The organism is Micromonospora sp. SH-82 (assembly GCF_051132485.1).
GTDB lineage: Bacteria > Actinomycetota > Actinomycetes > Mycobacteriales > Micromonosporaceae > Micromonospora.
On sequence record NZ_CP148049.1, the window covers coordinates 3,177,134 to 3,201,586 of the forward strand.

The 24,453-nt window shown below is 68.3% G+C and carries 28 protein-coding genes and 2 pseudogenes; 12 read left to right on the top strand and 18 right to left on the bottom strand.

Features of this window, described 5'->3' with window-relative positions; all coding sequences use genetic code 11:
* Nucleotides 1–143: 143 nt before the first annotated feature.
* The 5 genes from WHN02_RS14580 to WHN02_RS14600 all read right to left on the bottom strand — a co-directional run bounded on the left by WHN02_RS14580 (nucleotide 144) and on the right by WHN02_RS14600 (nucleotide 3,341).
* Nucleotides 144–350, bottom strand: coding sequence for a DUF397 domain-containing protein (locus tag WHN02_RS14580; RefSeq protein ID WP_434739285.1), 207 nt, complete (start codon nucleotides 348–350; stop codon nucleotides 144–146).
* A 19-nt stretch (nucleotides 351–369) separates the two neighbouring features.
* Entirely contained in the window at nucleotides 370–1,002 is a 633-nt protein-coding gene (locus WHN02_RS14585; RefSeq protein WP_434739286.1) for a Scr1 family TA system antitoxin-like transcriptional regulator, read from the bottom strand.
* A 36-nt stretch (nucleotides 1,003–1,038) separates the two neighbouring features.
* On the bottom strand, nucleotides 1,039–1,392 hold the full coding sequence (locus tag WHN02_RS14590; protein ID WP_434739287.1) for a hypothetical protein: 354 nt from the start codon (nucleotides 1,390–1,392) through the stop codon (nucleotides 1,039–1,041).
* A 69-nt stretch (nucleotides 1,393–1,461) separates the two neighbouring features.
* Nucleotides 1,462–2,007, bottom strand: a complete 546-nt coding sequence (locus WHN02_RS14595) for a flavoprotein (protein ID WP_434739288.1) — start codon at nucleotides 2,005–2,007, stop codon at nucleotides 1,462–1,464.
* Complete coding sequence (locus tag WHN02_RS14600) at nucleotides 2,004–3,341, bottom strand: hypothetical protein (protein ID WP_434739289.1); 1,338 nt, start codon at nucleotides 3,339–3,341, stop codon at nucleotides 2,004–2,006. Before WHN02_RS14600 ends, WHN02_RS14595 begins: the two co-directional genes overlap by 4 nt.
* Before the next feature lie 420 nt (nucleotides 3,342–3,761).
* On the opposite strand from WHN02_RS14600, the gene amcA reads away from it, so the two are divergent.
* The 5 genes from amcA (at nucleotide 3,762) to WHN02_RS14625 (ending at nucleotide 8,283) form a co-directional block, all read left to right on the top strand.
* Entirely contained in the window at nucleotides 3,762–3,917 is a 156-nt protein-coding gene (gene amcA / locus WHN02_RS14605) for a multiple cyclophane-containing RiPP AmcA (RefSeq protein WP_434739290.1), read from the top strand.
* A gap of 392 nt (nucleotides 3,918–4,309) precedes the next feature.
* Entirely contained in the window at nucleotides 4,310–4,993 is a 684-nt protein-coding gene (locus WHN02_RS14610) for a hypothetical protein (RefSeq protein ID WP_434739291.1), read from the top strand.
* Nucleotides 4,994–5,825: 832 nt separating this feature from the next.
* On the top strand, nucleotides 5,826–6,650 hold the full coding sequence (locus WHN02_RS14615; RefSeq protein ID WP_434739292.1) for a transposase family protein: 825 nt from the start codon (nucleotides 5,826–5,828) through the stop codon (nucleotides 6,648–6,650).
* Between the two features lie 221 nt (nucleotides 6,651–6,871).
* Complete coding sequence (locus WHN02_RS14620) at nucleotides 6,872–7,624, top strand: GNAT family N-acetyltransferase (protein WP_434739293.1); 753 nt, start codon at nucleotides 6,872–6,874, stop codon at nucleotides 7,622–7,624.
* Nucleotides 7,625–7,890: 266 nt separating this feature from the next.
* Nucleotides 7,891–8,283, top strand: a complete 393-nt coding sequence (locus WHN02_RS14625) for a HEAT repeat domain-containing protein (RefSeq protein WP_434739294.1) — start codon at nucleotides 7,891–7,893, stop codon at nucleotides 8,281–8,283.
* Between the two features lie 246 nt (nucleotides 8,284–8,529).
* On the opposite strand, the gene WHN02_RS14630 is transcribed toward WHN02_RS14625, so the two are convergent.
* The 3 genes and pseudogenes from WHN02_RS14630 to WHN02_RS14640 all read right to left on the bottom strand — a co-directional run.
* Nucleotides 8,530–8,979, bottom strand: coding sequence for a SitI3 family protein (locus WHN02_RS14630; RefSeq protein ID WP_434739295.1), 450 nt, complete (start codon nucleotides 8,977–8,979; stop codon nucleotides 8,530–8,532).
* Between the two features lie 14 nt (nucleotides 8,980–8,993).
* On the bottom strand, nucleotides 8,994–9,380 hold the full coding sequence (locus WHN02_RS14635; protein WP_434743964.1) for a hypothetical protein: 387 nt from the start codon (nucleotides 9,378–9,380) through the stop codon (nucleotides 8,994–8,996).
* A 281-nt stretch (nucleotides 9,381–9,661) separates the two neighbouring features.
* Nucleotides 9,662–10,036 (bottom strand): annotated as a pseudogene (locus WHN02_RS14640) (DUF6244 family protein); the annotation flags it as partial.
* A 166-nt stretch (nucleotides 10,037–10,202) separates the two neighbouring features.
* Between WHN02_RS14640 and WHN02_RS14645 the strand changes: the two are divergent.
* The 4 genes and pseudogenes from WHN02_RS14645 (at nucleotide 10,203) to WHN02_RS14660 (ending at nucleotide 12,774) form a co-directional block, all read left to right on the top strand.
* The gene (locus WHN02_RS14645) at nucleotides 10,203–10,616 is read left to right on the top strand and encodes a hypothetical protein (RefSeq protein ID WP_434739296.1); all 414 of its coding nucleotides are present in this window, start codon (nucleotides 10,203–10,205) and stop codon (nucleotides 10,614–10,616) included.
* A 288-nt stretch (nucleotides 10,617–10,904) separates the two neighbouring features.
* Complete coding sequence (locus tag WHN02_RS14650; RefSeq protein ID WP_434739297.1) at nucleotides 10,905–11,471, top strand: hypothetical protein; 567 nt, start codon at nucleotides 10,905–10,907, stop codon at nucleotides 11,469–11,471.
* 2 nt (nucleotides 11,472–11,473) lie between these two features.
* Nucleotides 11,474–12,120: pseudogene (locus WHN02_RS14655) on the top strand (nucleotidyl transferase AbiEii/AbiGii toxin family protein).
* A 333-nt stretch (nucleotides 12,121–12,453) separates the two neighbouring features.
* A complete protein-coding gene (locus tag WHN02_RS14660) occupies nucleotides 12,454–12,774 on the top strand; it encodes a transposase (RefSeq protein WP_434739298.1) in 321 nt (106 codons plus the stop codon).
* 58 nt (nucleotides 12,775–12,832) lie between these two features.
* Here the strand turns inward: WHN02_RS14660 and WHN02_RS14665 are convergent, their stop codons facing one another.
* The 5 genes from WHN02_RS14665 to WHN02_RS14685 all read right to left on the bottom strand — a co-directional run bounded on the left by WHN02_RS14665 (nucleotide 12,833) and on the right by WHN02_RS14685 (nucleotide 17,005).
* Nucleotides 12,833–14,176 (bottom strand): helix-turn-helix domain-containing protein, encoded by a 1,344-nt coding sequence (locus WHN02_RS14665; RefSeq protein ID WP_434739299.1) that lies wholly within the window; start codon nucleotides 14,174–14,176, stop codon nucleotides 12,833–12,835.
* Nucleotides 14,118–14,522, bottom strand: a complete 405-nt coding sequence (locus WHN02_RS14670; RefSeq protein ID WP_434739300.1) for a hypothetical protein — start codon at nucleotides 14,520–14,522, stop codon at nucleotides 14,118–14,120. Before WHN02_RS14670 ends, WHN02_RS14665 begins: the two co-directional genes overlap by 59 nt.
* Nucleotide 14,523: 1 nt before the next feature.
* Complete coding sequence (locus tag WHN02_RS14675) at nucleotides 14,524–15,471, bottom strand: hypothetical protein (RefSeq protein ID WP_434739301.1); 948 nt, start codon at nucleotides 15,469–15,471, stop codon at nucleotides 14,524–14,526.
* Nucleotides 15,472–15,650: 179 nt separating this feature from the next.
* On the bottom strand, nucleotides 15,651–16,643 hold the full coding sequence (locus WHN02_RS14680) for a hypothetical protein (RefSeq protein ID WP_434739302.1): 993 nt from the start codon (nucleotides 16,641–16,643) through the stop codon (nucleotides 15,651–15,653).
* Nucleotides 16,640–17,005 carry a PadR family transcriptional regulator gene (locus tag WHN02_RS14685; RefSeq protein WP_434739303.1) on the bottom strand — a complete coding sequence of 122 codons (366 nt, stop codon included), beginning with the start codon at nucleotides 17,003–17,005 and terminating at the stop codon, nucleotides 16,640–16,642. The genes WHN02_RS14680 and WHN02_RS14685 overlap by 4 nt, the downstream gene beginning before the upstream one ends.
* A 159-nt stretch (nucleotides 17,006–17,164) precedes the next feature.
* Between WHN02_RS14685 and WHN02_RS14690 the strand changes: the two genes are divergently transcribed.
* Nucleotides 17,165–18,007 carry a class I SAM-dependent methyltransferase gene (locus tag WHN02_RS14690; protein WP_434739304.1) on the top strand — a complete coding sequence of 281 codons (843 nt, stop codon included), beginning with the start codon at nucleotides 17,165–17,167 and terminating at the stop codon, nucleotides 18,005–18,007.
* A 12-nt stretch (nucleotides 18,008–18,019) separates the two neighbouring features.
* Nucleotides 18,020–18,196: an SDR family oxidoreductase gene (locus WHN02_RS14695; protein ID WP_434739305.1), complete on the top strand. Its 177-nt coding sequence runs from the start codon at nucleotides 18,020–18,022 to the stop codon at nucleotides 18,194–18,196.
* A gap of 19 nt (nucleotides 18,197–18,215) precedes the next feature.
* On the opposite strand, the gene WHN02_RS14700 is transcribed toward WHN02_RS14695, so the two are convergent.
* From WHN02_RS14700 to WHN02_RS14710, 3 genes are all read right to left on the bottom strand, one after another.
* Nucleotides 18,216–18,806 (bottom strand): DinB family protein, encoded by a 591-nt coding sequence (locus WHN02_RS14700; protein WP_434739306.1) that lies wholly within the window; start codon nucleotides 18,804–18,806, stop codon nucleotides 18,216–18,218.
* Between the two features lie 96 nt (nucleotides 18,807–18,902).
* Nucleotides 18,903–19,370: a hypothetical protein gene (locus WHN02_RS14705; RefSeq protein ID WP_434739307.1), complete on the bottom strand. Its 468-nt coding sequence runs from the start codon at nucleotides 19,368–19,370 to the stop codon at nucleotides 18,903–18,905.
* 217 nt (nucleotides 19,371–19,587) lie between these two features.
* Entirely contained in the window at nucleotides 19,588–20,031 is a 444-nt protein-coding gene (locus tag WHN02_RS14710; protein ID WP_434739308.1) for a SitI3 family protein, read from the bottom strand.
* A 288-nt stretch (nucleotides 20,032–20,319) separates the two neighbouring features.
* On the opposite strand from WHN02_RS14710, the gene WHN02_RS14715 reads away from it, so the two are divergent.
* On the top strand, nucleotides 20,320–20,811 hold the full coding sequence (locus tag WHN02_RS14715) for an SRPBCC family protein (RefSeq protein ID WP_434739309.1): 492 nt from the start codon (nucleotides 20,320–20,322) through the stop codon (nucleotides 20,809–20,811).
* Nucleotides 20,812–20,844: 33 nt separating this feature from the next.
* On the opposite strand, the gene WHN02_RS14720 is transcribed toward WHN02_RS14715, so the two are convergent.
* Nucleotides 20,845–21,723, bottom strand: coding sequence for an alpha/beta fold hydrolase (locus WHN02_RS14720; RefSeq protein ID WP_434739310.1), 879 nt, complete (start codon nucleotides 21,721–21,723; stop codon nucleotides 20,845–20,847).
* Between the two features lie 2 nt (nucleotides 21,724–21,725).
* Nucleotides 21,726–24,416, bottom strand: a complete 2,691-nt coding sequence (locus tag WHN02_RS14725; protein WP_434739311.1) for an ATP-binding protein — start codon at nucleotides 24,414–24,416, stop codon at nucleotides 21,726–21,728.
* Between the last annotated feature and the right edge of the window lie 37 nt (nucleotides 24,417–24,453).

Sequence of the window (24,453 nt, forward strand, 5' to 3'; positions counted from 1 at the left end):
CACGCCTGTTCACGAAGGGGCATCCGCCTGGCGGCGGGTGCCCCTTCAGGGTCTACTGCAGTGACCTTGATCAGGTGAGCAAGCTCGTCAACCTGACGCCTCACGTAGCCGAGCCGGTAAGATCGATACCCCGGGCAGGCTGGTCAGCCTCGATCGAACTCCCCATCCTTGGCTCCCTCGATGAAAGCCACCCACTCTCGGGACATGAACACCAACGCGGGGCCCGAAGGGTCCTTGCTGTCACGCAGTGCAACTGCGTTGGTGAGCTGGGCGACTTCCACGCAGTTGCCATTTGCGCCGCTACGGGTGCTCGTCCGCCACGTCACGGCACCCAGATCCGAAGCGTTCACCTTTCGCCTCCCCTAACACTCAGTGTATGTCGATCAAGCGGCGGAGGAGCCTCCGCGAATCGGCCACGTTCAGGGCAGCCGCTCGAAGCTGGTCGAACATCTCGGCGTACCGCCGGATGTCAGCCTCCTTCTCCAGGTACAGCGCGCCAGCCATGTTCTCGATGTAGACGAGTTCGGGGTCGGCGCCGTCCGGAAAGTCCATCACGGCGAACGCGCCATGCATACCCGGATGTGCGCCGACCTTGTAGGGCAGCACCTGGAGCGTGATGTGCGGTCGCGAGGCGTCCCGGACGCCCGTCGAACCGCCCGAGTGGGGGTAGCCAGCTCGATGGGTTCCGGATCTGCGAGTGAGCTGCCGGATGGTTTCGCCACCGGGTGGCGGTATACCGCCCCGCTGGTCGACATGCCGGTCTACCTCGGCTACCTGCGCCGACGGCTGGAGGCGGCCGGCGGCGAGGTCGCGATCCGTTGGATTCACTCGCTTGGTGAGGCCGTTGGTGTGGCCCCAGTGATCGTCAACTGCTCCGGGATGGGTGCTCGTGGCCTCGTACCCGATCCCGAGCTGACTCCGATCCGCGGGCAACTCGTCGTGGTCGAGTGCCCAGTGCCTGAGAGTCGTTGAACCATCGCGGCCTGAACGATAGGAGCCCATGCCGGTAAGCCCGTCGGGCGCTTTCGATCGGTGGCTTCAGGCTGGTGCGGTGGGCTCGTGCGCGACGACGATTGCCGCTTCGGGGATGCGGTTCTCGGTGAGAAGGGCGACGAGTTCGTTGAGCAGTGTGTCGAGGTCATCGGGGGTGCTCAGGTCGTAGTGCTTGGCGACGATCCGACCGTCGGTCAGGCGGGCTGCCTCCAACTCGGCCTCTCCGCTGCTCCAGATCGTGATCGCGGCAAGCCAAGACTCGGACTCGAAATCACCGCTGACGATCTGCTTGCCATGGTTCGGCTTGATCGGTCGCGCGTGCCAACTCATGCTCAGCCTCGCCCAGGTCTGGGCTCGGTCCGAGATGGCGGCTGACAGCGCCTCCAGCGGAAAGGTCACGTCCGCGACTGTTGCATGCTCTGGTCGGGGTGGTCTGCTGGCGATGCCGTATGTGGCCGGTCGAGCCTGTCAGGTGGCGTGCCGGGCCGCGACTTCGAACGTGGTTGTCCAGGGGAAGACGTGTCGTCGCTCGGTGCCGCTGCCGGGTGGGTGTGGCTCCCAGTCGTGTTCGGGGCCGAGAAGGATGTGTACGCCTTCGTCGCGAAGGTTCTCCACGGCTCGCCGGAAGGGGAGTCGGCGTGCGAGGGCGGTGTTGACGAAGGGCACGATGACGGTGGGCACCCGACGGCCGATCAGTTCGGCCACCGAGGTGGTGGCGTAGTTGTCGGCCATGCCGAGGGCGATCTTGTTGAGGGTGTTGAAGGTGGCGGGGGCGATGACCAGGGCGTCTGATGCGGCTGGTGACCGGCGGGCACCGGGGCGCGTCCGGTAGTCGGACCGCACGGGATCGCCGGTCATCTCCTCGATCGCCGGCACATCCAGGAAGGCCAGCGCACTGGGTGTGGCGGTGACGGCTGCCGTCCAGGTCTGTTCGTGGGCGGCCCGGACGAGTTGGGCCACGTCGGTCGCGGGCCCGGCGCCACAGACGACGATCTGCAGGTGGCCTTTCGTCACAGAGGGATCCGGGCGGTCTGGGCGAAGTCGAGGACGGCGGTGCGGGTAGAGCCCTTGGCGTGGTGGGCGAGGTCGCTGGCGATGCGTTGGACCGCAGGGCGGCAGCGGACCCCCTCGGGTGCCACCTCGTAGGCGGCGCGCAGCGCGTTCAGGCCGTGCTCGTGGCGACCCCATTGGGTGTAGGCGCGGGCGACGTCGAGGTGCAGCGATGCTCTGCGCTCGCCGATCGTCACCTTGCCGAGGGGCACGGTGCGGGCGATCGCGATTGCGGTGCCGGCGTCGCCGAGGGTGAGTGCGATGTTGACCTGGTGCAGGAGCACGTTGGTGAGGCCGAAGCCCGTCCACCGGTCGTTACCGTCGTAACCGAGTCGGGTTGCGGCGCGAGTCGCCTCGTCGAGCATGGAGTGGGCGGTGTCCCGGTCGTCCCGGCGTGCTGCGGCGACGGCACCACGGAGAATGAGGGCGCCGTAGACGGCGACGGCGTCGGTCGAATCGAGGCGGGTGCCCCGGTCAAGTACGTCAGCCGCGTTGCCGGCAAGGGTCACCGCCTGGGCGTTGTGGCCGTTACTCATCAGGGCGTGGGTCATGATCCGTGCGCTCGCAGCGACCGCTACCGGATCCTGGCTCGCCCCGGCGGCGCGGACGCTCCGCTCGGCCGCGACCAGAGCCATACCTCGGTCGCCGACTTTGAGAAGAACACTTCCGACGACGTGGTACAGGTCAGCTGCGAGGACATCGACCTGCGCCCGATGCCCTCCCTCCGCCTCGGCGCGGACGGGTTCGAGGGCCGACAGAAGCGGAGTGAGCTGGTGGAGCACGCGCTCGTATCGGCAGGCCTGGTAGTCGCGTTTGACTGCGACCACGTCGCGGGAGAACTGTTCGATGGACGGCAGCGTCGCCGGGGAATGGCCGGGTGCCACGAGTGCGTCGAGTAACGGCGCTGCGGTCGGTACCGCAGCTACCCCGATCGCCGCGCCGCGCAGAAGATCTCTTCGTCGCACGTCACCGTCCGCACTCGTGCCGTCGTGTCGGTCCGCTCCAGTATCAGCGGCTGTGGCGGAAAGCGCTGGTGTGATGCTCGGTGGTGCACCGGGGATTCCTGCCGTTCTCAGGGCATTGAATCGTCCCTGTTCGTCGGGTGTGGCTCGGGTCAACACGGTGTCCAGCGCAGCCTGCATGTCGGCGCGCGGAACGACGCTGCCGCCCTGACTGCTCCACTTGGCGACCGTCCTTCGTGCTGCGCCCAGGTGCTCGGCGAAGGCGGTGACGCTCATCCGTAACGCCTGGCGTAGTGCTGTTGCCTCCCGACCGGTCCAGGTCGTCACCGGAGCCATCGCAGGTCCCCTCGAAACGGACATCATCTGTCGATTGATCGTAGCGGTGTGTGGGGTGACTGCAGGTGCACCGTCAGTGCACCGACAGGGCATTTCACCGATTCGTCCTTCAGGCCAATCTGGAGTGGCCAGCCTGCTTATCCAGGCGCTTTGGGTGGCCAGAAGCAGTCTCAACGCGCGGGAGTTTCACATGGATGTGCCAATCGGCGGTAGGCCGGAATGCGATCCAGCGTACGGGCATGTGCTTCCGCCGGGCGCTCTGGCAAACGTGTGGGTGACTCCCCGTTCTCGTACCGCCAGCAGGGCTGCGGGAACGGGTGATGGGCGGTCGGCCCCCGTCCGCCGCCCGGGGGCGGTGGGCCGACCTCGCCAGTGGTTGGCCCACCGTCTTCCGGCTCTGGTCGGGGTGGGGGAGCGGGCGTGACCGTGTACATCTCCAGCAACGCGAGATCGGGCCAGCAGGGAAGGCCGCGCTCGTTGCACGCGGTGACGGTGGTGGCTGCCGATCCACCCTTGTTCACCTATGTCTGGCGTCGATTCTTCGACCAGTCGGGCCGACTGGGGGTTGGCCGGTGAGGGCCGGCGAACCCGGGTCTGACGGGAGTTCAGGCGACGGCGGTGGTCGGGTGGAGCATGTGCCGTCGCGTGGCCCTGTGGTCCGGCACGGGATTGGCTCGTCGTGGAGTACGAGGGTAATCGGATCGGGTTGTCGCTGTACCTGTCTGCGTGTCTGCACGAGGCAATCGAGGATCTTCGGGCGTTCGATGTGCGGAGCACGGGCGGTTGTGGTGGAGTGTTCGACCGGTTTCTCGGCTGGACGCATCGGAATCCCAGCGTTCCGCAGCCGACCATCGGCCCTTCATCACGACCGGACGAGACGGGGCTGCGAGCGGTGTCGGAATGATCGTCGCGAGTGGTCAACCGACGATCGTCAGGATGCGGGGACAGTGACCTCCCCGTAGGGCCAGGTGGACATCAGCGAACAGACCAGGAGACGGATCCTCATCGTGGCCTATCAAGCGGGGCCGAATGACCTGCTGCGCGCGGCGCGGCTGGCGCGGCGGTCTCCATCGGGTTCGGGGCGGCCGATGTCGCGGCAGGAGTTGGCGGAGGCGGTCAACGCGTACGCCTACGAGCACGCGGGGCGCAGCGTCACTGTCGACGCCCGCTATGTCGGCAAGCTGGAACGGGGTGAGCATCGGTGGCCGTTCGAGCCCTGCCGCACCGCGTTGCGGATGGTGCTGGGCAAGTCCACGAACGCCGAGCTCGGGTTCTTCGTCATCCACGGACACGCCAAAGACCCCGAGGTGGACGTGGCCGCACCGGGGACCTCGAACGTGCCCAATCCCGTACCCGATGACATCGATGGTGCGGCAGCGGTAGGCGGGGTGGTCGGTAACGAGGGTGGTGGGCTGGTCGTTCCGGTTGGTGCGGCGACGGTGCGGGTGAGCCTGATCGTCGAGGCGGCGCAGGTCAGAGTGGTGCGTGACGAGGTCCCGGCTGGCCGTGTCAGAGTGCTGGCGGGGCCGGTCGAGGTTGTCATCGAACCGTCCGACCCCGCGACCACCCTCGCCCCGGTACCGGCCTGTTCGAGCGCGCCGGTCAACGAGTCCCGGGTGCGCTGGCCCAGGGATGGGCGGCGGCAGCGATGACGGGTGTACAGGTCCCCTGGATCCGCCGTAACGCCGAGACTCTTGTCGATTTCGGCATGACGTCGCTGCCACTGAACTGGGTGTTTCCGCTCGCTGATGGGCGTAGGCGGGTTTGATGGGGCAGCGGCCGGCGGAGTTGAGGCCGCACGCGTCCGGGCGTCATTTTCTCGGGGCGGAGTTGCGATGCTGGCGGCAGCAGCGCGGGTTGTCGCTGGCGGGGGCTCGCGGCGCTGGTGTACGTGAGTCCGGACCTCCTTGGCAAGATCGAGAAGGCGGAGCGGACGGCCAGCCTTGATGTCATGACTCGCTGTGACGAGGTGTTGGAGACGGGCGGGGCGCTGGCCCGCTTGCGGCGCTTCCCGGAGCACCAGACGGCGACGTTTCCACGGACGGATGCGTCGACGGCGACGCCGACCCGATTCAGGGTGGTTACGGAGATCGTGGCTGTCGGCTCAGTCGAACCCGGGACCGCGCCCGAGATGCACGACGTCGGCTGGTCTTACCTTCTCTCTGAACCGCGCCCTGTCGGGGGGGCTGGGCAGGTAAAGCTGGAGGCTACGCGAGGTCGGCGGAAGGAGGGGGGTGGCGAGGCGCGTGTTGTCCCATGTAAACACCACCCTCGGCAAGCCGAGGAAACGCATAGGACGTCTCAGGGGCATAAGAATTGTCCGACAGTGAGGTGATCTCAGCAACGCAAAGGGTTTGATTGGTGCGACACGGGCGAAGGACGCGAGTCGGGCGGCAGTGGAAACAGGCGTGGAGCCATCGATAGACATGTCCTTGCGACAGATCCACGTCTTCGAGAGGGCTCCACGTGATTGCCTATCGTGCCATGGTCGACGTCCCGAGGGAACTCGTGCAGCACCTCGCGCATCTGTTGTACGCACAGCGACGGGCCTGCGGTACCCGCCGTGGCACCCGGGCGTTGACCTGCTTCTACCAGGCCTTGATGGTGCTCGTCTGGTTCCGCAAGGCCGAGGACATGGCCCTGCTCGCCGCCGGCTTCGGCATCTCCAGGGCGACCGCCTACCGCTACCGCGACGAGGGCGTCGCCGTGCTCGCCGCCCAGGCCGGCGACCTGCATGCCGCTCTGCGTCGGGCTGCGGCCGACGACTGGTCGCATGTGATCCTCGACGGCAAGCTGTTCGACTGCGACCGGCTCACCGAGACGACCCTGTCGGTCAAGGGCGAGGTGATCGATGCCTGGTTCTCCGGAAAGCACCGCGACTTCGGCGCGAACGTCCAAGCGATCATTCGACCCGACGGGCTGCCGATCTGGACATCGGCGGCGCTGCCCGGGCATCTACACGACACCAGTTGCGCTCGCGAACTCGGGATCACCGCTGCCCTGAACTGGTCCGCCGCCGAACTCGACCTACCGACCCTGGCCGACTCCGGCTACGAAAGCGCAGGTCACGGCATCATGACCCCGGTCAAGCAACCCGCCGACGGCCGCCGACTCGCACCTGACAACCGCGCCTACAACCGACTGCTACGCGGTCTACGTTGGCAAGGAGAACGAGGATTCGCGATCCTGATCGGACGCTGGAAGACGCTACGCCACACGACCGTCAGCCCACGCCGAATCGGCGACATCGTTACCGCAGCCCTGCACCTGACCCACTTCGAGTACAAATACCTACCGCAAAGTCGCTGAGATCACTTCAGTGGCGCATCGGATCTTGTGTGATAGTTCCAGGGTTTGTGCGGCGACGGGATCAATGTTGCGGCGACGGGATCAGGTCGCGCTGCTGATCGCAGAACCGGAGCAAGACGTGGAACCCGCAGCAGGCATCAGCAGTCCGAGAAACTGGCACGGAAAGGGCGTGACCAGTGGCGGTTGAGCGGTTCGGTTCACGAGGGGTGGCGGGGGTCGCGATGCGTGCCTATTCGGGTGTCAGTGACGTTGCCGGCATCCAGGTCGTTCGGGCCGAGGTGCACCGGGTCGACGGCGATCTCTGGCTGCCCGGTCCCGACACCAGCGAGGACCCCGACGGCGTGCACCCGTTCTGTCTGATCGCGCAGGCCGAGTCGGGGCGGATCGTGGGCTTCAGCTGGATGGACTGGTGGTCCGAAGCGGCCGATACCCGGGTCTACCTGCTGAGTGGATGCGTGGATCCGGCGTGGCGTCGGCGGGGCATCGGCACCGCCATGCTGCGGTGGCAGGAGGCGCAGGCCAGCGCGTTCGACCGCAGCGATCCGGTCGGGGGCCGGAGCGTCTTCGGTGCCAACGTGAGCGAGCACCAGCCGGGTAATCTGGCGTTGCTGACAGCTCACGGCTACCGGGTCGCGTTCACGGCCGTGGAGATGGCCCACGAGCTGAACGGTCTGCCGGACGGGGACGTTCGGCTGCCCTATGGGCTGGTCCAGCGTCCGGTTGAGGCTGCCCACCATCCCCAGATCCACCAGGTGATCGAGGAGTGCTTCGCCGGAGCACGCGACGGCTACCAGCCCAGGACCTACGAGGAGTACCTCCGCGACGTCCAGGACGTCGGCATCTGGTGCGTCGTCTGGGCGGGGGATGAGATCGCGGTGGTCGTGGTGAACGAGTTGCAGACCGACGGCAGCGCGTTGACGCCCTGGGTTGCCGTACGTCCCGCGTGGCGCCGGCGGGGGTCGGCCTTGCGGTGATGAGGCGCACGCTGCGCATCCTGGCGGAAGCGGGAGTCTCGACGGCCCGACTCAGCACGGTCGCGGAGAATCCGAACAACAGCGTTCGGTTGTACGAGAAGGCGGGATACCGGGTGATCGATTGGCAGCCTCGTTACCGCAAACCGGTAGAGGCGTTCTGAGGCGATGGTCTCTTGACCGGCTCGTGCCCTACATCCAGTGTTGACCAGCGATTAACTGTCGAGGGAGCATCGACGAAGTCGGGAACCAGGAGAGTTGGTGCGGGCTTGGCCCGAGACGTGGCCCGCTGCCTCGGCACGGACGCGCGGGAACGCTACTGGAGGAGCGTCAACACCGACGAGCCGGCTGTCGGGGCGATCGCCGGACTCGCTGAGACCGGCTCGGCAGCGGACGCCCCGTTGCTGCCTCGGCTGCTCGGCCATGAGCGGCCGAGGGTCCGTGCCCAGGCGGTACAGAGTCTGCGGCTGCGGGGCGCGGTCGTCGCAGGGGAGTTGGTGACATTGGTGCGGGATCCGTCACCGACGGTGGTGCGCCCGGTTGCCGGCGTTCTGCCCCCGGCCCTGCCGTGGGAGTGCTCCGGGACGGCCGGGTGGAGCTGCGTCGGGCTGGCTACCGGCTCCTGCCCGGCTGTGGTGGCGTTGATCTGCGGGCGGCTTTGATCCTGGCCGCCAGCGCGGACCCACGCCTGGCCGATCGGGGCAAGGCCGATGCCACCCGTATCACCCGTGACGCGGCGAGGACATCCTGGCGCCGCATCCCTCGACCGGAGATCCATACCACGGTGTGGAGCCGGCCAGACTGACGACGAGGTACTTTCTGAGGCCGCTGACGGATGGAGATTGACCAGAAGGGACCACCAGCTTCGACGATGACGATGTCGTCAGTCGACATCCGTCCGACGGTTGTCACGGGAAGGCCTCGTCGAGGTCGTAGTTGGCCCACCAGGAACGTCGATGCTTGTGCGGTGTCCCGGCGACTCGGGTGAGTAGGAGCCAGTTGCCGTTCAGCACGAGTGCGGCGTCTTCCGGCTGGTGGGTGAGGATACGGGCGACGGCCTCGACCATGGCTGGTGTCGACTGGCCGGTGGGGTCGTCCTTCGGCATGTGGAAGGTGATGTTGACGTACTGGTCGGGTTCCCACTCCCATGGGGAATGGTCGTCGCTTTCGGCGTCGAAGTAGCCGTTGCTGCCGCCATGGATGCTGACCGTGCATCCGGAGGTGGCCTGAAGGTTCGCGCTGAGTAGTCGGGGGTAGCCGGGTAGGTTCGACTCCTCGACGCCGGTAGGGCTGATGAGAGCGGCTACGTGTGCCAGTGGGATGTCTCCCGCCAGCGTCAACCGGTACTCGATGGCCACGTCGTGTCGTCCTCTCAGTCGCGCCGGACGATTTGAATGATCTCACCCTGGCGGGTCACCGCCGTGAGTTCCTTCAGGTGGGGGAGGGGCCAGTCGTCGAACTGCTTCTGCAGTGCGGGGAGGTCTCCACGCCAGTCGTGCAGGTTCAACGTCACACGCTGGGTCTGCTGGTTGGTCACCTTCCCCGACACCTCGGTCCAGAACCCATGCACGGCCTTGTTGGGCGTCGGGGCGTAGCAGTCGAAGACGTGGCCCTCGATCAGGTAGTCCGGGTCCTTGTCGGGCTTGCCGACGTCTCCGGTGTTCTGCCGGGCTTCGGCGATCTCCCGCCTGGTCGGGTTCTGGTGGACCCGGTAGCCGCGGCCGGCCGCCGTGTCGGCGCAGGCGTTCTCCAACTCCAGTGCCCGCTGGACTCGTGCGTCCTCCCGGGGTGGGATCCGGGTTCGCGGGCCGGTCGGTGTTCCACCGACGACGCCCGAGGGACGGCAGGTCCACGGGATGCCCAGCGGGCCGGACCCGCCTCGGTCGGAGCCGGGGGATCGGCGGACAGCGGAGTCGCCGAACGGGGTTGGGGGTGGGCTGGTCGGTGTGGGACCGCCAGCCCCGAGGGTTTTCCCGAGGCCCCGAGCTGCCGCGCCTCACTGATCGCGGCCTCGACGGCCTGTCGGGCGCGGTCGATGTGCTGGACCACCAGGACCAGCACCTGCCTGATGGTGTCCAGTGACTGCACCAGTGGCCCGGGCTGCCCGCCCTGAAGCACTCGGACGACGACCTGCTGTGCCTCGGTGATCAGGGGGATGAGAGCAACAGCCCCACCACGGCAGCCGTCGATCGCAGTCCGGGTCGCCGTCAATCCCGAAATGGTGTCGGAGGGCGTATTCTCCTGTACGGAGTGACGGGGAGCGAAGGTGACGAGGACCGGTTGGATTCTGGCAGGTGTGGGATTTGCGCTCTGGGCTCTGTCGCCTTTGCTCTGGGTTGGGGGAATCCTCGATCTGGATGTGAGTCTCTTCCTCGGTTCTACCGCATTACTTCCCTGGGCCACGTACTCAAGCATCAAGCGTTCCAGTGATTGCGAAAGCCGACACCTCGGCGGTGGCCGTCAGCGATCAGAGCCGTAGCGCACCTGACGTGACAGCCGCCGGCCGGGTGGTCGCCCGCGACGGCGGAGGCACCGGGTGGCACGGTATGTACCCCGAGCACGGGATGAGGATCACCCGCCCATGACACTGCAGCTGCGCGATTACCACGGCCACCCGTACGACCTGGTCACCGCCGAGGAAGCCGGGCGAAGGTTCGACGAGCAGATCGAGGCGATCATGCCGCACGGGGGCTGCGGGCAGACCCTCACCGTCGGCCCCGTCGGCCAGCCGACGCTGCGCATCGACATCGACGTTGACGCCGATCGGGCAGCCGCCCGCTGGCTACCCGACGACACCCACGCGACCGCCCTGGAACCGACCGTCGGGATCACCGTCTACGAGTCTCCCGACCGTGGCCTGATCGGCATCCCCGCATCCCTCGCCCGACTCGACACCCGCACCACCCGAGACCTGATCATCGAGTACGCGACCACCGGACGACGCCCCAGCGGCGTGTCCTGGACCGGCGAGGATGTTCCTGGTCGGTACGGCTGAAGATCTCAGGAGAAGTTCGTCGGGTAGACCCGGCGTTTGGTGCCGGTGCCCTGGGTGGCGGCCGCTGCTGCACTGCTGGGATCGGGGCGACCATGGGCGTCGGTGCGACCTTCGTCAATGGCCGGGGACGGTCAACTGCTCGACCACCTGGATGTGGCCCCGGGATGATCGCGTCCGTGGTCTGAAGGTTGTTGCTGTCGCCGCTGTCGCCAGTGGTCGTATGGGCCGACAATGCCGAGCGGCCTTATGCGCCTAGCGTGCTGGGCCTAGCCTGGTAGGCTGGCCTGCGTGGGTCAACACTCCGAGGATGATCTGCGGGCGGTTGTCGCCAGGTACGAGGCGACCAGGGCGGCCGCTCTGACTGAGCGCGACGAGCAACTGCGGGCGTTCCACGCGGCCGGTTGGCGACCGGTGGACCTGCAACGGAGCACCGGGTACAGCCGGGAAACGATCCGTCAGGCGCTCCGGCCGGAGATCCGGCGGGCGACTAACCTCAGCCGGCGTAAGACGCCGCGGCAGCCGCCCGCGGACTATCTCCTCTACGGCGACCGCAAACCGTATGTCGTGGCCGATACTCTTTCCACGCTGACCGGCCCGACCGCAGGCGTGGTCACCCTTCCGCGTCACCTGGACTGGTCCGGTCACGCCGAGTACGACCTGAGCCGGCCGGCCCGGCTGGCCAGCATGTACAAGGTGGTACTCACCGAAGCCGGCACTGTCGACGACCTCAACACGTGGCTCGACGCTGACCTGCTCCGACACCTGTGGCCCACCCTCTGGCTCCCGCCTCGACTTCGACGACACTGGGAGGAAGCCTTCCCCGAACTCGCCACCATCAGCGCGAACGCCGTATAAGCATGGATGCCTTCCATGGGAGGCTTGCCCGTATCGGGCTTGCCGCCACCCGCCGATACGGTTTCGCTCTCGCCGGCGGCTACGCCGTCCAGGCCGCAGGGCTGTTCGAACGCCCCAGCGAAGATGTCGATCTTTTTACCGCCTGGGACCGTCGCGACGATTTCAGCACTGCGGTCACGGCCGTCGTTGACGCCTACCGCGACGATGGTCTGACCGTTGACGTCGAGCGACAGTACGAGACGTTCGTCCGGCTGACCGTCGCCGGAGGCGACCGTGCATCCAAGATGGAACTCGGTGTGGACTGGCGGGCCAACGAGCCCATCCTCATGGCCATCGGGCCGGTCCTGCATCCCGACGACGCGGTAGCGAACAAGATGAGCGCGCTCTACGGACGGGCATTTGCCCGTGACTTCATCGACATCGACGCTACGCTCCGGTCGGCCGCTACACCCAGGACGATCTCCTCGACCTCGTGCACCACGCCGACAGCGGGTTCGACCGAGGCGTCTTCGCCGACGCGCTCGGACAAGCCAACCTGCTCGATTCCGACGACTTTGCCCAGTATGGCGTCACCGGCCAGGCTCTGAACGATCTCCGTGGCCGATTCGCTGCATGGCGCAGCGGACTACTCAACGAGCGGGGCGGATGATCTGAGGCAGCCGTCATCTGACGTCACACGCGGCCAGCAGCGGTCTCCCCCCAGGTGTGCTCGGGTGTCGCGGAACTCTGGAGTCGACAGGAATCCGGTTGCTGCGAGTGAGGGTTTCGTCATTGATCATCTGACACTCCTGCGGCGCTCATTTCGACGCGGGGACGGATCGCACTTACCTCGACAACCAGCGGCAGGCGGCCCGAGCCGTCCCTACGGCCGCATCCGAGTGCGTCACGGCAAGAGGAAGTCATCCGTGTCAGCACCGAAGAAGTACCCCGATGAGCTGCGTGAACGTGCGGTGCGGTTGTATCGGATTCGGACCCGAAACCGGTGATCCGCCAGCTGGCACGCCATCTCGGTGGGCATCACGAGGCGTTGCGCAACTGGATCCGCCAGGACGAAGCCGACCGTGGCCTACGCGGTGACCGGCCAACGACCTCAAAGGTGGAGGAGCTACGGCGGTTGCTGTGGGAGAATCCCGAGTTGAAGCGTGCCCACGAGATCCTGAAGGCCGCGTCGGCTTTTTTGTTCAGCGTGGGCCCACAGGCACCAGGTAACCACCCCTCCGGCAAACCGGGGGAACCCCAGCACGGTAGGGATCTCGTCCCGACCGGCCCGCAGCCAGCATCGGCGGTACAGCGCCCAGACTAACGCAGCCCAGATTACGCAGGTTCAAGACAGGCGGGTGGCCCAGCCCTTCGAGAGCCGCCTACGTCATAAGCAAGTGACGAGACAGCTCATCCAGTTCAGGCTTTCGACCGGCAGGGATGCGTGTGGTGAGCTCGGCCGTGAGGTCGCGGGCAAGTCGGTGGTATCGGATCCACTCGGGTGTCAGCCGGCGCGTCTTGTACAGGGTCTCTGTTGCGGGGATGTCTTGACCGAGTTCGGCCTGCGCCTGTGCCAGAGCAAGCAGATATCGCGATTCCCAGGTGACTGGCACACGGCTGCGCGTGGCGTCCACCTCGGCCGAGAGGCGAACCGCCGTGTCGAAGTCGCCGAGTTCGGTGGCGTTGATGACCGCGCTTTGCGCGACCAGACGGGGTCCGAACACGCTCCATCTATCGACTCGGTCTTGTCCGAGGCGTACGGCTGCGGTACGCGCGAAGGCGAGGAGGTCGGTAGCGGTGCCGGCGCGGTCATCGCGGGCGGCGGCTCCGGCGGCGTTGATCAGTAGACCACCCCAAACGGTGAGTTGTGCTGGGGTGGCGCGGCTCATTCGAGGTTCGTGGGTTTCGGCTGCCCGGGTGGCGGCAGTGAGGCTCTCTCGGAATCGGCCTTGCCTGCGGAGGATCCATGCGGCCCAGTACACCGCAGATGCCTTGGTGACTTCGTCGGCGCAGTGTTCGGATGCCGCGACGGCGCGTTCGGTACTGAGCCATGCGAGATCTTCGTGTCCGAGCATGACAGTGACGCCGGCGGCAAGCTCGAATACGGTCGCGAGGAGCGAGAAGGCGTGTTCCTGGTCAATGCCGGTCGATTCTCTGCTGGCGTGGCGGGCTTCGGCGATAAGGTCGGGCAAAAGCCGGCCGAGGATGCTGTATTCGCCGCGCTGCCAGATGTGCCAGGCGCTGTCGACTGAGGCCGCCAGGCGCGTGAGGTCGAAGTCTGCGTCGCTCTCCGCGAGCCCGCCGAGCTGGTCAACAGTGGAGCTGGTGATCGCTTCGCGGATTGCGGGGATGCCACGGTCGGGCTCGGGAGCAAAGGTGGTTCGCGGCGCGATGATCACGGACAGTTCGGCGCCGAGGGCGCTTGCGATCTTCGTCAGCGTGTTGAGGCGTGCGGAGTGGCGAACGCCTTGTTCGAGGCGTCGGATCACGTCGACAGAGATCCCGGCCCGTTCGGCAAGCTGGTCTTGGGTCAGGTGCGCGGCGCTTCGTAGCCGGGCGATCTGTTCACCAATCACGATGATCCTCCCGCGTGACCGTCTCCCTGCAACGTACGCGGCCACAACGGACCACGGGACCGCGCGAGGCGACTTCTTCGATGAATAGCCGTCAGCCAGGTTCAGCCGTGCCTTCATGAACGCCTGTGTGCCGAGCATGGTCACCGCCATGACTCGGCCCCTCGTCACCGGGATGTACGGCTCCTCGCCGGACTCGATGAACGCCTCCCACTCCTCGCCGGACATCTACCTCTATCGACTTGCAGTCGCCGTCCGTGTACACGAACTCGAAGTCGTCCAGGTCCACGCTCGGGAACAGCAACCCGGCCCGCCACAGCTCCAGGGCCTCCGCCAGTTCCGGCACGGCGTCGATGAAATCGCCCTCGCCGGCCAGCTGTGCCGCCTGTACCTCGCCGGCCGTGATCCGGCCGATCGTCACCGCGCCCTCGTGCCCGGATGCGTCTTCCCGCGCCCACCGCAGCGGCAGCGGCAGGTCATCGCGATCCGCACAGGCCATCTCAGGAGAAGTTCGTCGGATAGACCCGGCGCTTGGTGCCGGTGCCCTGCGCGGCGGACGCCTGCCGCTGTACCGCTGGGATCTGGGCGACCATGGGCGGCGGCGCGACCTTCGTCAACGGCCCGGGGACGGCCAACGGCTCGACCACCTGGATCTGCCCCCGCGCGATCGCGTCCGTGGTCTGGAAGTTGTTGCTGTCACCGCTCTTGTCCTGTCGCCACCGGTCGTTGCCGGTGACACTCGCCTCCGGCACGTCGAAGCTGAGAACGAGACCGCCGAAGTCGGTCACGTCGAAGAGGGCGGGTTCGTGCTCCTTCATCCCCATGGCCCACTCGGTGTGCTGGCGGGCGTAGGAGAGCGCCACGTCGAAGCTGAGCGTGACAGTGTGCCAACCCTGATCCTTGAACTCTGCGGCGACGATGTGTTTCTCCCACCGTTTGCAACCGATGGCACCGCCGGCCTTGCTGGGGTCGAGTCCCACGACGGAGATGCTGGTCGGCCCGGTGTAGAAGTTGTCCCGGTTGGTGCCCTGGTAGAACCGGAGCATCCCCGGAGGTACGGGTCCCGGTGCCGGGTTCGCCAGCCGCCACAGGTGTTCCTGTCGCGTGTTGAACGCCTGGAGGGCGACCGGGTCGTTCACGTTCACGGGGAGCTGTTCGAGGCAGGCGGCCAGCCGGTAGAGGATCAGCTTGTCGGCGATGACGCCGAGCGCCGCACCGGCGTACTTGGCCGAGAGGACGATCATGTTGGCGGCCGGTAGGTAGTCGCTGCCGACCTGGGTGTCGAGGAGCCCGACGCACAGCGGCGTGGGATGGCCCGTGTTGAGTGACGCCACGGCGTCGGCGACCACCTGGTGGGCCGTGCACAGTTGGGTGAGGCGCGTGGTCAACGCCGGGTGCGCCGGTGGGGATGCCTGGTTGTCCTGGGCGGCGCCGGGGGTCGGTTGCATAGCCGCGACCCTAGGCGTACGGATCACGCTCTGTCCTGACTCAGTCGCCAACGAGACGGATGGGCTGAGTGTCTACATGGACAGGTTCTCGATCGGGCCGGATGCGACCATGAAATCGGAGCATGGAGCCGTGCTCCCGTCTCCGATCAACCCTGCTCGCTCGGACTGGAACGGTGAGGCTATCTGCCGCATTGCGGACACCGCTCGTGCACGGGGGATGCCAGAGTGTCGACCGCCGCGCTGGAACGTCTTCGGATCGCGAGCGCCGTGACCAGGGTGGTTCCGCCGAGGAGGAAGACGACGGCGGCCGTCCCGGTGGCGACACGGAAGTCGGCATGACCGGCACCGACGACGGGGGCGATGTTCTCGGTCAGAGGGTAGAGGGCGAGTAGTCCGATCGGGGTGAGCAGGACGAAAATTGCCCAGAGCCCTCGGGTGTCACCGCGCAGCGACAGGATGGCCGCGGTGAGCATCGCCGTCAGCAGGAGAGCGGCGCCGGCTTCCGGAAGGAATGCGCCTCCGTAACTGAAGCGGTAGAACCACGTGCTTCTCCCGGACAGGGCTCCGGCTGCGATGAGGGCTGCCGCTGCGGCGACCGTCAAGGGCATGAGGCGATGACGTCGCGCCGTGTGGGTTGGGATTGCCAGTGCCAGAAAGCCCAGCATCGCTTGGGGAACCAGGACGAACATGTAGGGGCGGGGCAGTTCGAACAGCGCGGCGACGGGCACCACGGCGGCGGTGGTGGACAGTGCCAGCCCGATGGCGATGTGCACCCGGGCCGGGGCAAGAACATGAACGACGGCCGCCAGCAGCCAGGAGGCCCACACGACGATGCCGGTGGTGGCGAAGGGCCCGAAGGACGGTGAGCCCCACGTATCCGAGACGGTGACCGTCTCGGCGGCGGCCCAGAAGCCTGCGAGAGTGGTAGCGGTGATGAAGCTGAGAACGGCAGCGAGGCGTACGCCGGGTAGTAGGTCGGCGGCGCCGACGGCGCGTAGGCGCTCACGAATGCCCCCAGCCAGCACGTCCGTCACGTCGAGGATCGACGGCCAGCGGCGTTCGGATTCGGCCAGGTCGAGATATGTGCCGATGATCTCGGCGCCTCGTGCCTGCCGATAGCTGGTGGGATAGACCCGGAGTAGTTTCCGGTAACGGCGCTCCAGGTCCCTCATGCCAGTCCTCCCACAGCGCGTGGGGCGACGGGCCGGGCGGCCGGTGTCCATCTACCCAAGCGGGTGGTCGCTGCCTCCACGTTGCGCCGTAGGCGCTCGGTCTCACCGGCGAGGGTGGCACTGCCCGTGGGGGAGAGGCGGTAGTAGCGGCGCAGCCGGCCGTCGACTGTCTCCTCCCGGTCGGCCTCGATGAGGTTCGCGTCCACCAGCCGGTCGAGCGCGCCGTACAACGTGCCCGGCCGCAGCGATAGCCGACCGCCGGACAGGGTCGCCACCTCTCTGATGATCCCGTAACCGTGCAGTGGCGGCCCGGCGAGAGCGGTGAGGATCCAGAATGTTGGTTCCTGCAGTGGTATGTCCATCCCTGGGAATATATCGACGGCGAAGGTATACGGAGGCGAAATGCTGGGAACACCCTGATTCAGGACGGTAGTTCGCTCAGGCTGCCGGTGCCTGTCCGGTACGGTCGAAGGCCTTGCCGCAGGCGAACGTTCCCCCTCTCACCCGAGTGGAGTTCACGCGTGCCAGAGGACTGGCGGTGGGATCAGAGTCTGTTCCGAGGTAGCGCCGGGTACTACGAGCAGGGGCGTCTGCCGTACGCGCCGGGCTACGCCGACCGGCTGGCCGAGGTGCTGGGGCTGGACGGTCGCGGTCGGCTGCTGGACGTGGGCTGCGGCCCGGGCACCGTGACAGTGCCTTTCGCCGGGCACTTCGCCGAGGCGGTGGGGATGGATCCGGATCCGGGGATGCTCGTCGTGGCGGGGCGGCGTGCCGACTCGCTCGGTGTGCGGAACGTGACCTGGGTCGAGGCCCGGGCGGAGGATCTTCCCCGGGGGCTGGGAACCTTCCGAGTGGTGGTCTTCGCGCAGTCGTTCCACTGGACCGACCGGGACCGCGTCGCGGCGACCGTCCTGAGGATGCTGGAGCCGGGCGGCTGGATCGTGCACCTCAGCGATCTGAAGACGCCCCGCGCCGACCCCGCCCCGCTGCCGCATCCCGCGCCGCCGTACGACCGGATCGCCGCACTGACCCGGGAGTACCTGGGCGACGTGCGCCGGGCGGGACAGGGCGTCCTCGTGCACGGGACGCCCTGCGGCGAACGGGAGGTCCTGGCTCGGGCCGGCTTCGCGGGTCTGAGCCGTCTGGTCGTCCCGTCCGGTGCGGTGGTCGAACGTAGCGAGGACGATGTCGTGGCCTGGGGGTTCTCGCGGTCGGACATGGCACCGCACCTGTTCGGGGAGCGGATGGGGGATTTCGAACGGGACCTCCGCGAGGTACTGCGGGAGGCATCCCCCGATGGCGTCTTCGCCGAGCAACTGCCGGACACCGAGATTCTGTACGGACACAGGCCCGCCCAGCCGTGAGGCGGGGATCCCATGCGGCGGAGGGCGCGCCTCGACAACCGGCGGATCGCCGCGATCAACGCGTTCACCGCCCTCGGCCACTACGCGGCGCCGGCCGACGTCGCTGCTGCGGTGGCGTTCCTCGCCGGTCCGGGCGGGCGCTACATCACCGGGGCGACGGTCAACGTCGACGGCGGCTTCACCATCTGACCACGGCGGGGTGGGGCGGTCACGCGAAGCGGTCGGCGATGCTGGTCAGCTTGGTGACGTAGGCGGGCCAGTCGTGGTCGTCGGGGATGTTGGTGCTTCCCGGACGTAGGCCGATCGTCGAGTCGTGCTGCTCGCGCATGATGTCGGCGTGGCCGGCGTGCCGGGCGAGGTCGCAGGTCACGTGCAGGATGATCTGGTGCAGTGTCACCGTCTGCCGACCGGGCTGCCACCACGGCACCCGTCCCGGGGCGTCGAGGGGGAGCTGCTCGATCGTGGTGTCCGCGAAGACGGCGACTCGACGGTACAGGTCGATCAGTCCCTCCTTCGTCTCGTCCTCCCTGGCGTACCAGTCCGCCTGCGGGTCCTGCTCGAACGCCTCCTCGGGGACGAGGTCCTCGGGGGTCGGGAACTCCCGTCCGAAGGTGGGGCCGAAGTAACCGGCTTCGACGTTGAGGCAGTGCTTGACGACGCCCAGGAGGTTGTTGCCGGTCGCGGTCCGGGGCAGTCTGGCCTCGCGTTCGGTGAGGCCGTCGAGCTTCCAGAGCAGGGCCTCGCGGGCCGACCGGAGGTAGTCGTGCAGCACAGCCTTCGTGTCGCCGGGGTCAGCCATGTCCGTCAGTCTTCCTGATGTGCCGCGCCCCTGGTGTGCCACCGGTGGTGGTCGACGTCGACTTCACGTTCGGGGGCGGCGAAGGACGTTCAGGGCTTACCCGTCTAGCTGTCGTGCGACGGTGCCGGGACGCCGGGGCAGGTCGTCGGTGCGAGTCGGCGTGTCACTCGTCCGGGCCGTCAGGACGGCGAGCGCGGCGAGGCTGACGAGCACTGACAGGACGGCGACCGGCCCACCCGACCCGAGCACGGGCAGGATCGCCGGGAAGATGCCGTCGAACAGGCTGGTCGGGTCGTCGTACCGGCTGGCGATGGTGACGGCGGAACCGGCCGCGACCAGTCCGGCCACCCCGCAGACCGCGAGAGGAAGGGCACGGCGGGCGGGTGGCCGCAGCAGCGCCCACAGCGCCGCGCCGTACAGGACGGTGACGGCGGCGACGTGGAAGGTCCAGCCCGGGAATCGGTGTAGCGGTATGTCGATGCTGCCGTAGGTGGCCCACGGCAGCCAGAGGACTGCCGCCAGGCTGCCGAGAGCACCGACGACGATGGTGATCCGGACGGCCATTCTCGTCTCCCATCCTGCGGGTGTGCCGGCGGCGGGCGCTCCCGCCCCACCGCCCCGGTGACCGGTCACGAGGTCTGGAGCGAGACGCCCAACGCGGGTACCTCGGTGAACAGGGTGTACCCGTCCGGGACGTCCGGCGTCAATGGGGTGTCACCGCCGCCGGCCTGACAGCAGCGGCCATGTCCGCGCTGGTGGTGGTCACTGGGGCGGTGGACGGTCAGGTGATGGGGTGGTTCAGGTGGTAGTGGTCCCACCAGCTTGGTCGGTGCCTGCGGACGACGCCTGCGGTACGGGTCAGCAGCAGATGGCTGCCGTTCTGGACGAGTGCCGCGTCTTCGTGCCGGCCGGTCAGGATGCGGGTCACCGTCGCCACCATGTTGGGGATGCCCTTGTCGACGAGGTCGTCGGTGTGCATGTCGAAGCTGATGTCGACGTACTGCTCGGGCTCCCACTCCCAGTGGGTGTCGTCGTCTTCGGCGTCGTAGTAACCGTGGCGGCCCGAGGTGATGCTGATCAGGTACCCGTCTTCGTCGTAGCGGTCGACGGTGAGGAGACGGGTTCCGGCTGGAGAGGTGGTCTCGACGGTGTGGGAGCCGACGAGCTCTGCCACCTGGTGTAGGGGGATGTCGCCTGCCAGGGTCAGTCGGTAGCCGAAGCTCACGGTGTCGGTTCTCCTCGTCTCGGCAGACCTGGTGCCGTTGATCGAGCTTGCCCTACTTCCTCGGCTGACACGGGTGTCCTATGGCCCGTGCCGGCGGACGTCTCGTCCGAATCTCAGCTTTGACTTATATAAGTGGCAGCCGGTACGGTTCCTGGTCATGTACAGGGGGTTCGCGTCGGTACGGAGTGAGGGAGCTCGCCGGTTCCACACCGTCGAACCCACGGCGCTGACCGAGGTCGACGGCGTGACACAGTCCCGGCCCACCCATCCTGGAAAGGAATCCGCGCCGTGAAGTACACCAACTCGATCGAGATCGCCCTGCCGCGAGAGACAGTGGTCCAGCTGCTCGCCGACCCGACACACCTGCCGAAGTGGCTGCGCGGCATGGTGCTGCACGAGCCCGTGAACGGGACACACGGACAGGTCGGCACCACGTCCCGGGTCGTGATGCAGTCCGGTAAGAGCACCATGGAGCTCACCGAGACGATCACCCGCCGGGACCCGGCGGACCTGCACGGGATCCCCACCGACGTCGTCGTCCACTTCGACCGGGAGACCGTCGGCGCGGGCATGTGGAGCGCTGTCCGCGATCGGCTGACCGAAGCCGGTCCGGAGACGACGCTCTGGGTGAGCGACAGCGAATTCCGGTTCAACAGCCTGCCGATGAAGTTGGTGGGGCTCCTCATGCCCGGCGCCTTCCGCAAGCAGTCACAACAGCACATGCAGGACTTCAAGGCGTTCGCCGAACAGGGAAAGGACGTCCGCGAAGCCGACGGCTGACCCGTGGACGGTCAGCCGTCGGCGGCCGGTGGGTCACTCGGCGGTGTGCGCGAGGATGGCGTCGGTCACCTCCTCGTGGACCTCGGGCGGCAGGGTGTGTCCCATGCCCGCAACGACCATCAACCGCGCACCCGGGATCTGCTCGGCGATGACCGCGCCGTGTCCCGGCTTGACCGGCTCGTGGCTGCCCTCGACGACGAGCGTGGGCACCCGTACCTGATCCAGCACCCCGACCGGCTCGAAGTCCGGATCGGCCATCGCGGCCAGCCGATGGTTCGCCACCGCCGACAGGTCCCGGGCACGGTCGTAGATCCGCTCCTGGAGCCGACGCGTCGCGTCCTCGTCGAACGGCAGCCCCGTGCCGTGGAGCACCCGTTGCTCGGCGACCATGCCGTCGACCAGCGCCCGCCGACCCTCCGGCGGCGGGGCGGCCATCAGCGTGCGGTAGTGGTCCACGAACTCCGGGGCCGGTTCCGGCAGGCTCCCCTGCGGCTGTGGCTGCCCGGTCAGGGCCCGCACGATCACCTGACCCTCACCGCCGCCGAGGGGGGAGGAGGCGATGACGGTCAGGGACCGTACCCGCTCCGGCCGCTCGACCGCGACGAGCTGGCCGAGGAGCCCGCCCGCCGAATGGCCGACCAGGTGGGCGCTCTGCACCCCGTGGATGTCCATGACGCGGTACACGTCGTCCTTGACGTCGTTCCAGGTGTACGGCTGCGCGGCGAAGTCGACGGTGTCCGACCGGCCGGTGTCGCGGTGGTCGTACCGGATGACCCGACGGCCCCCGGCGGCCAGGCGACCCACGAACTCGTCGGGCCACAGGACGCCCTGCGACATCGACCCCATGATCAACAAAATGGGCGGGTCCGTCTCGGCGCCGAACTCCTCGCTCCACAGGTTCACGTTATGCATGCTCACAGCATGTCGCCCTCCCCACCGGGCGCCATCTGTAGAACTACCAGTCGCGCCAGATCCGTACGGGAGCCGATGCCCAACTTCGGATACATCTTGTACAGGTGGTACTCGACGGTACGCGGGCTGAGGAAGAGCCGGGCCGCGATCTGCCTACTCGACAAGCCGTCGGCGACCAGACCCGCGATCCGCAACTCCTGCGGGGTCAGCGCGTCCAACACCGCCGGGGGAGGGGCCTGCCCACTCTCACCCGCCGCCCGCAACTCCTCCCGCGCCCGCCGCGCCCACGGCACCGCACCAGCCCGCTCGAACGTCTCCGCCGCCCGCCGCAGGTGGGTCCGCGCCTCACCCGGCCGCTGCCCACGACGCAGCCGTTCCCCCAGCAACAACGCCGTCCTGCCCGCCTCGAACGGATTGGTGTGCAACCCCAGCGCCTCACCGAGGGCGTCCTCGCACGAGTCGACCAGACCCCGGCAGCGGGCCACCAGAGCCCGCGACTCGGGCGTCTGCGCATGCGCCGACCACCGCCGATATCCGTCGACCACCGCCCGGGCGCCCGCCCCGTCACCAGCACCCACCGCCGCCTCCACACGATCCGGCGCCGTCCGCCACACCACGCTCGGATGCCCCACCCCCGGACCCGCCGCCGCGAGAGCCGTGAACCGGTCGTGCGCCGCCGCGTGACGGCCCAAACACAGGTCGAGCAACCCCAGCGCGTACGCGGCCACCCCCGCCCGCAGACCCACCCGGTGGGGGATGGCGATCGCCGACGCCTCCCGGGCCTGCCGCCGACACGACTCCTCGTCGCCACGCAGCGCCGCCACCACCGCCAGGTTCGCCAGGTGCGCCGCCACCGTGTTCTCGTACCCGGCCTCCCGGGCCAGCGCCAGACCCTCCTCGGAGATCGCCTGACTACTCGCCAACCGCCCGCAGATGCGCTCCGCCGTGGCCGTGAACTCCAACACCACCGGCAGCTGCCCGGTCATCCCCGACACCCGGGCCACCCGACCGGCCCGGGTCGCCATCTCCGCCGCCAGGTCCGACTCGCCCAGCTGGCTGGCCGCCGCCGCAGCCCACAGGTACCCCGCCGCGTCCCCGCACCCGTCGACCCCCGCCAACGCCCGCCGCAGCAGGCCCGGCCCGGCGACGTCACCGTCCAACGTCAGACCGATCCCGGCCACCGCGTCCCGCAGGAAACCCTCCGGGAGGGCCGCGACCCTCCGGCCCACCGCCACGATCGCCGCCGTGTCACCGACGTAGGAGGCCGCCTCCGCAGCGTCGGCCAGCATGTCCAGGCCGTCGCCGGACGCCAGGATCCGGACCGCCTCGGCGGCGTCACCCGAGTTCAACTCGAACCGGCCCCGCAGGTGCGCGATCTCCACGGCCAGGACCGGGTCCCCACCGGTCTGTTCCCGCGCCTCGGCCAGCAACGACTCCGCCTGCCCCGACCGGCCACCGAGCCACGCCGCGACCGCCGCGTCCTTCAACCGGGCGGCCCGCACCGACGGGTCGGGGGTCAACCCGGCGGCCCTGGCGAGGGCGGAGGCAGCGGTCCCGTATCCGCCCCGATCACGCGCCCGCTCCGCGACCTCCACCAGCGCGACGGCGACCTCCTCGTCCTCACCCAGGGCGGCACCGGCCAGATGCCAGGCACGCCGATCACCCTCGGTCACCTCCGCCAGGACGGCATGCACCCGGCGGACGTCGTCGGGGGCGGCCCCCTCGTACACCGCAGACCGGGCCAGCGGATGCCGGAACCGCACAGCCGGACCCGACACCCCGACCAGCCCACTGCCCTCCAACTCCGCCAACGCCACCCGACCGGCCGACCCGCCGGGCCGTACCCCCTCCTCGGCCAACAACCGGTCCGCCGCGCGCAGGACCGGACCGACGTCACCCTCCACCGCCGCGACCAGGGCGACCAACCGGCCCGCAGCGGACAACGCGGCCACCCGGTCACCGAAGAGCCGACCACCACCGGGCAGCGGATCGGGCAGCGGCTCCCGACCACCCAGCTGCGCGGACGTCAACCGGTCACCGATCTCACCCAACGCCAACGGGTTCGCCCGGGTCAACGCCACCAACTCCCGGACCACCGGATCCGGCACCGCACCGAAGCGGGACCTCAACAGCTCCACCCCCGCCGACTCGGGTAGACCACCCACCTCCACCGTCAGCGGCACACCCCTGACCGGCAGGTCCCCCCGCACGGCGAAGATCATCGCGATCCGCTCCGTACCCAACCGCCTGGCCGCGAAGAGCAGCGCGTCGGCCGACGCCCTGTCGACCCACTGCAGGTCGTCGACCACCACGACCAACCCGTCCGGCACGGCGGCCTCGACAAGCACCGACAGCACACCGGCCCCCAGCAGGAACCGATCACCGACACCACCGGCGGCCAACCCCAGAGCGGCACACACCGCGTCGAACTGCGGCTCGGGCAACGCGTCGACAAGATCGGCCACCGGCCGCAGGACCTGATGCAGCGCCGCGAACGCAAGGTCGGACTCCGACTCGACGCCGGTGGCCCGGAGCACCCGCATCCCGCCACCCCGCGAGGCCACCGCGTCGAGCAGCGCCGACTTGCCCGCGCCCGCCTCACCCCGCACCACCACAGCGCCGCCGCAACCGTCCCGAGCCCGGGCGACCACCCCGTCGAGTACGCCCACTTCCGTCGATCTGCCGTAGAGCACGGAAACCCACTGTACGGAAGGAGCCTCCGCCGCCTGG

Excerpts from the sequence above, each read along its gene's own strand:
- WHN02_RS14585 (WP_434739286.1), bottom strand. The coding sequence starts at position 1,002 with ATGGGCTCCTATCGTTCAGGCCGCGATGGTTCAACGACTCTCAGGCAC.
- WHN02_RS14600 (WP_434739289.1), bottom strand. The coding sequence starts at position 3,341 with ATGGCTCCGGTGACGACCTGGACCGGTCGGGAGGCAACAGCACTACGC.
- WHN02_RS14615 (WP_434739292.1), top strand. The coding sequence starts at position 5,826 with ATGGTCGACGTCCCGAGGGAACTCGTGCAGCACCTCGCGCATCTGTTG.
- WHN02_RS14620 (WP_434739293.1), top strand. The coding sequence starts at position 6,872 with ATGCGTGCCTATTCGGGTGTCAGTGACGTTGCCGGCATCCAGGTCGTT.
- WHN02_RS14645 (WP_434739296.1), top strand. The coding sequence starts at position 10,203 with ATGACACTGCAGCTGCGCGATTACCACGGCCACCCGTACGACCTGGTC.
- WHN02_RS14665 (WP_434739299.1), bottom strand. The coding sequence starts at position 14,176 with ATGGCGGTGACCATGCTCGGCACACAGGCGTTCATGAAGGCACGGCTG.
- WHN02_RS14670 (WP_434739300.1), bottom strand. The coding sequence starts at position 14,522 with ATGGCCTGTGCGGATCGCGATGACCTGCCGCTGCCGCTGCGGTGGGCG.
- WHN02_RS14675 (WP_434739301.1), bottom strand. The coding sequence starts at position 15,471 with ATGCAACCGACCCCCGGCGCCGCCCAGGACAACCAGGCATCCCCACCG.
- WHN02_RS14680 (WP_434739302.1), bottom strand. The coding sequence starts at position 16,643 with ATGAGGGACCTGGAGCGCCGTTACCGGAAACTACTCCGGGTCTATCCC.
- WHN02_RS14685 (WP_434739303.1), bottom strand. The coding sequence starts at position 17,005 with ATGGACATACCACTGCAGGAACCAACATTCTGGATCCTCACCGCTCTC.
- WHN02_RS14695 (WP_434739305.1), top strand. The coding sequence starts at position 18,020 with ATGCGGCGGAGGGCGCGCCTCGACAACCGGCGGATCGCCGCGATCAAC.
- WHN02_RS14700 (WP_434739306.1), bottom strand. The coding sequence starts at position 18,806 with ATGGCTGACCCCGGCGACACGAAGGCTGTGCTGCACGACTACCTCCGG.
- WHN02_RS14705 (WP_434739307.1), bottom strand. The coding sequence starts at position 19,370 with ATGGCCGTCCGGATCACCATCGTCGTCGGTGCTCTCGGCAGCCTGGCG.
- WHN02_RS14720 (WP_434739310.1), bottom strand. The coding sequence starts at position 21,723 with ATGCATAACGTGAACCTGTGGAGCGAGGAGTTCGGCGCCGAGACGGAC.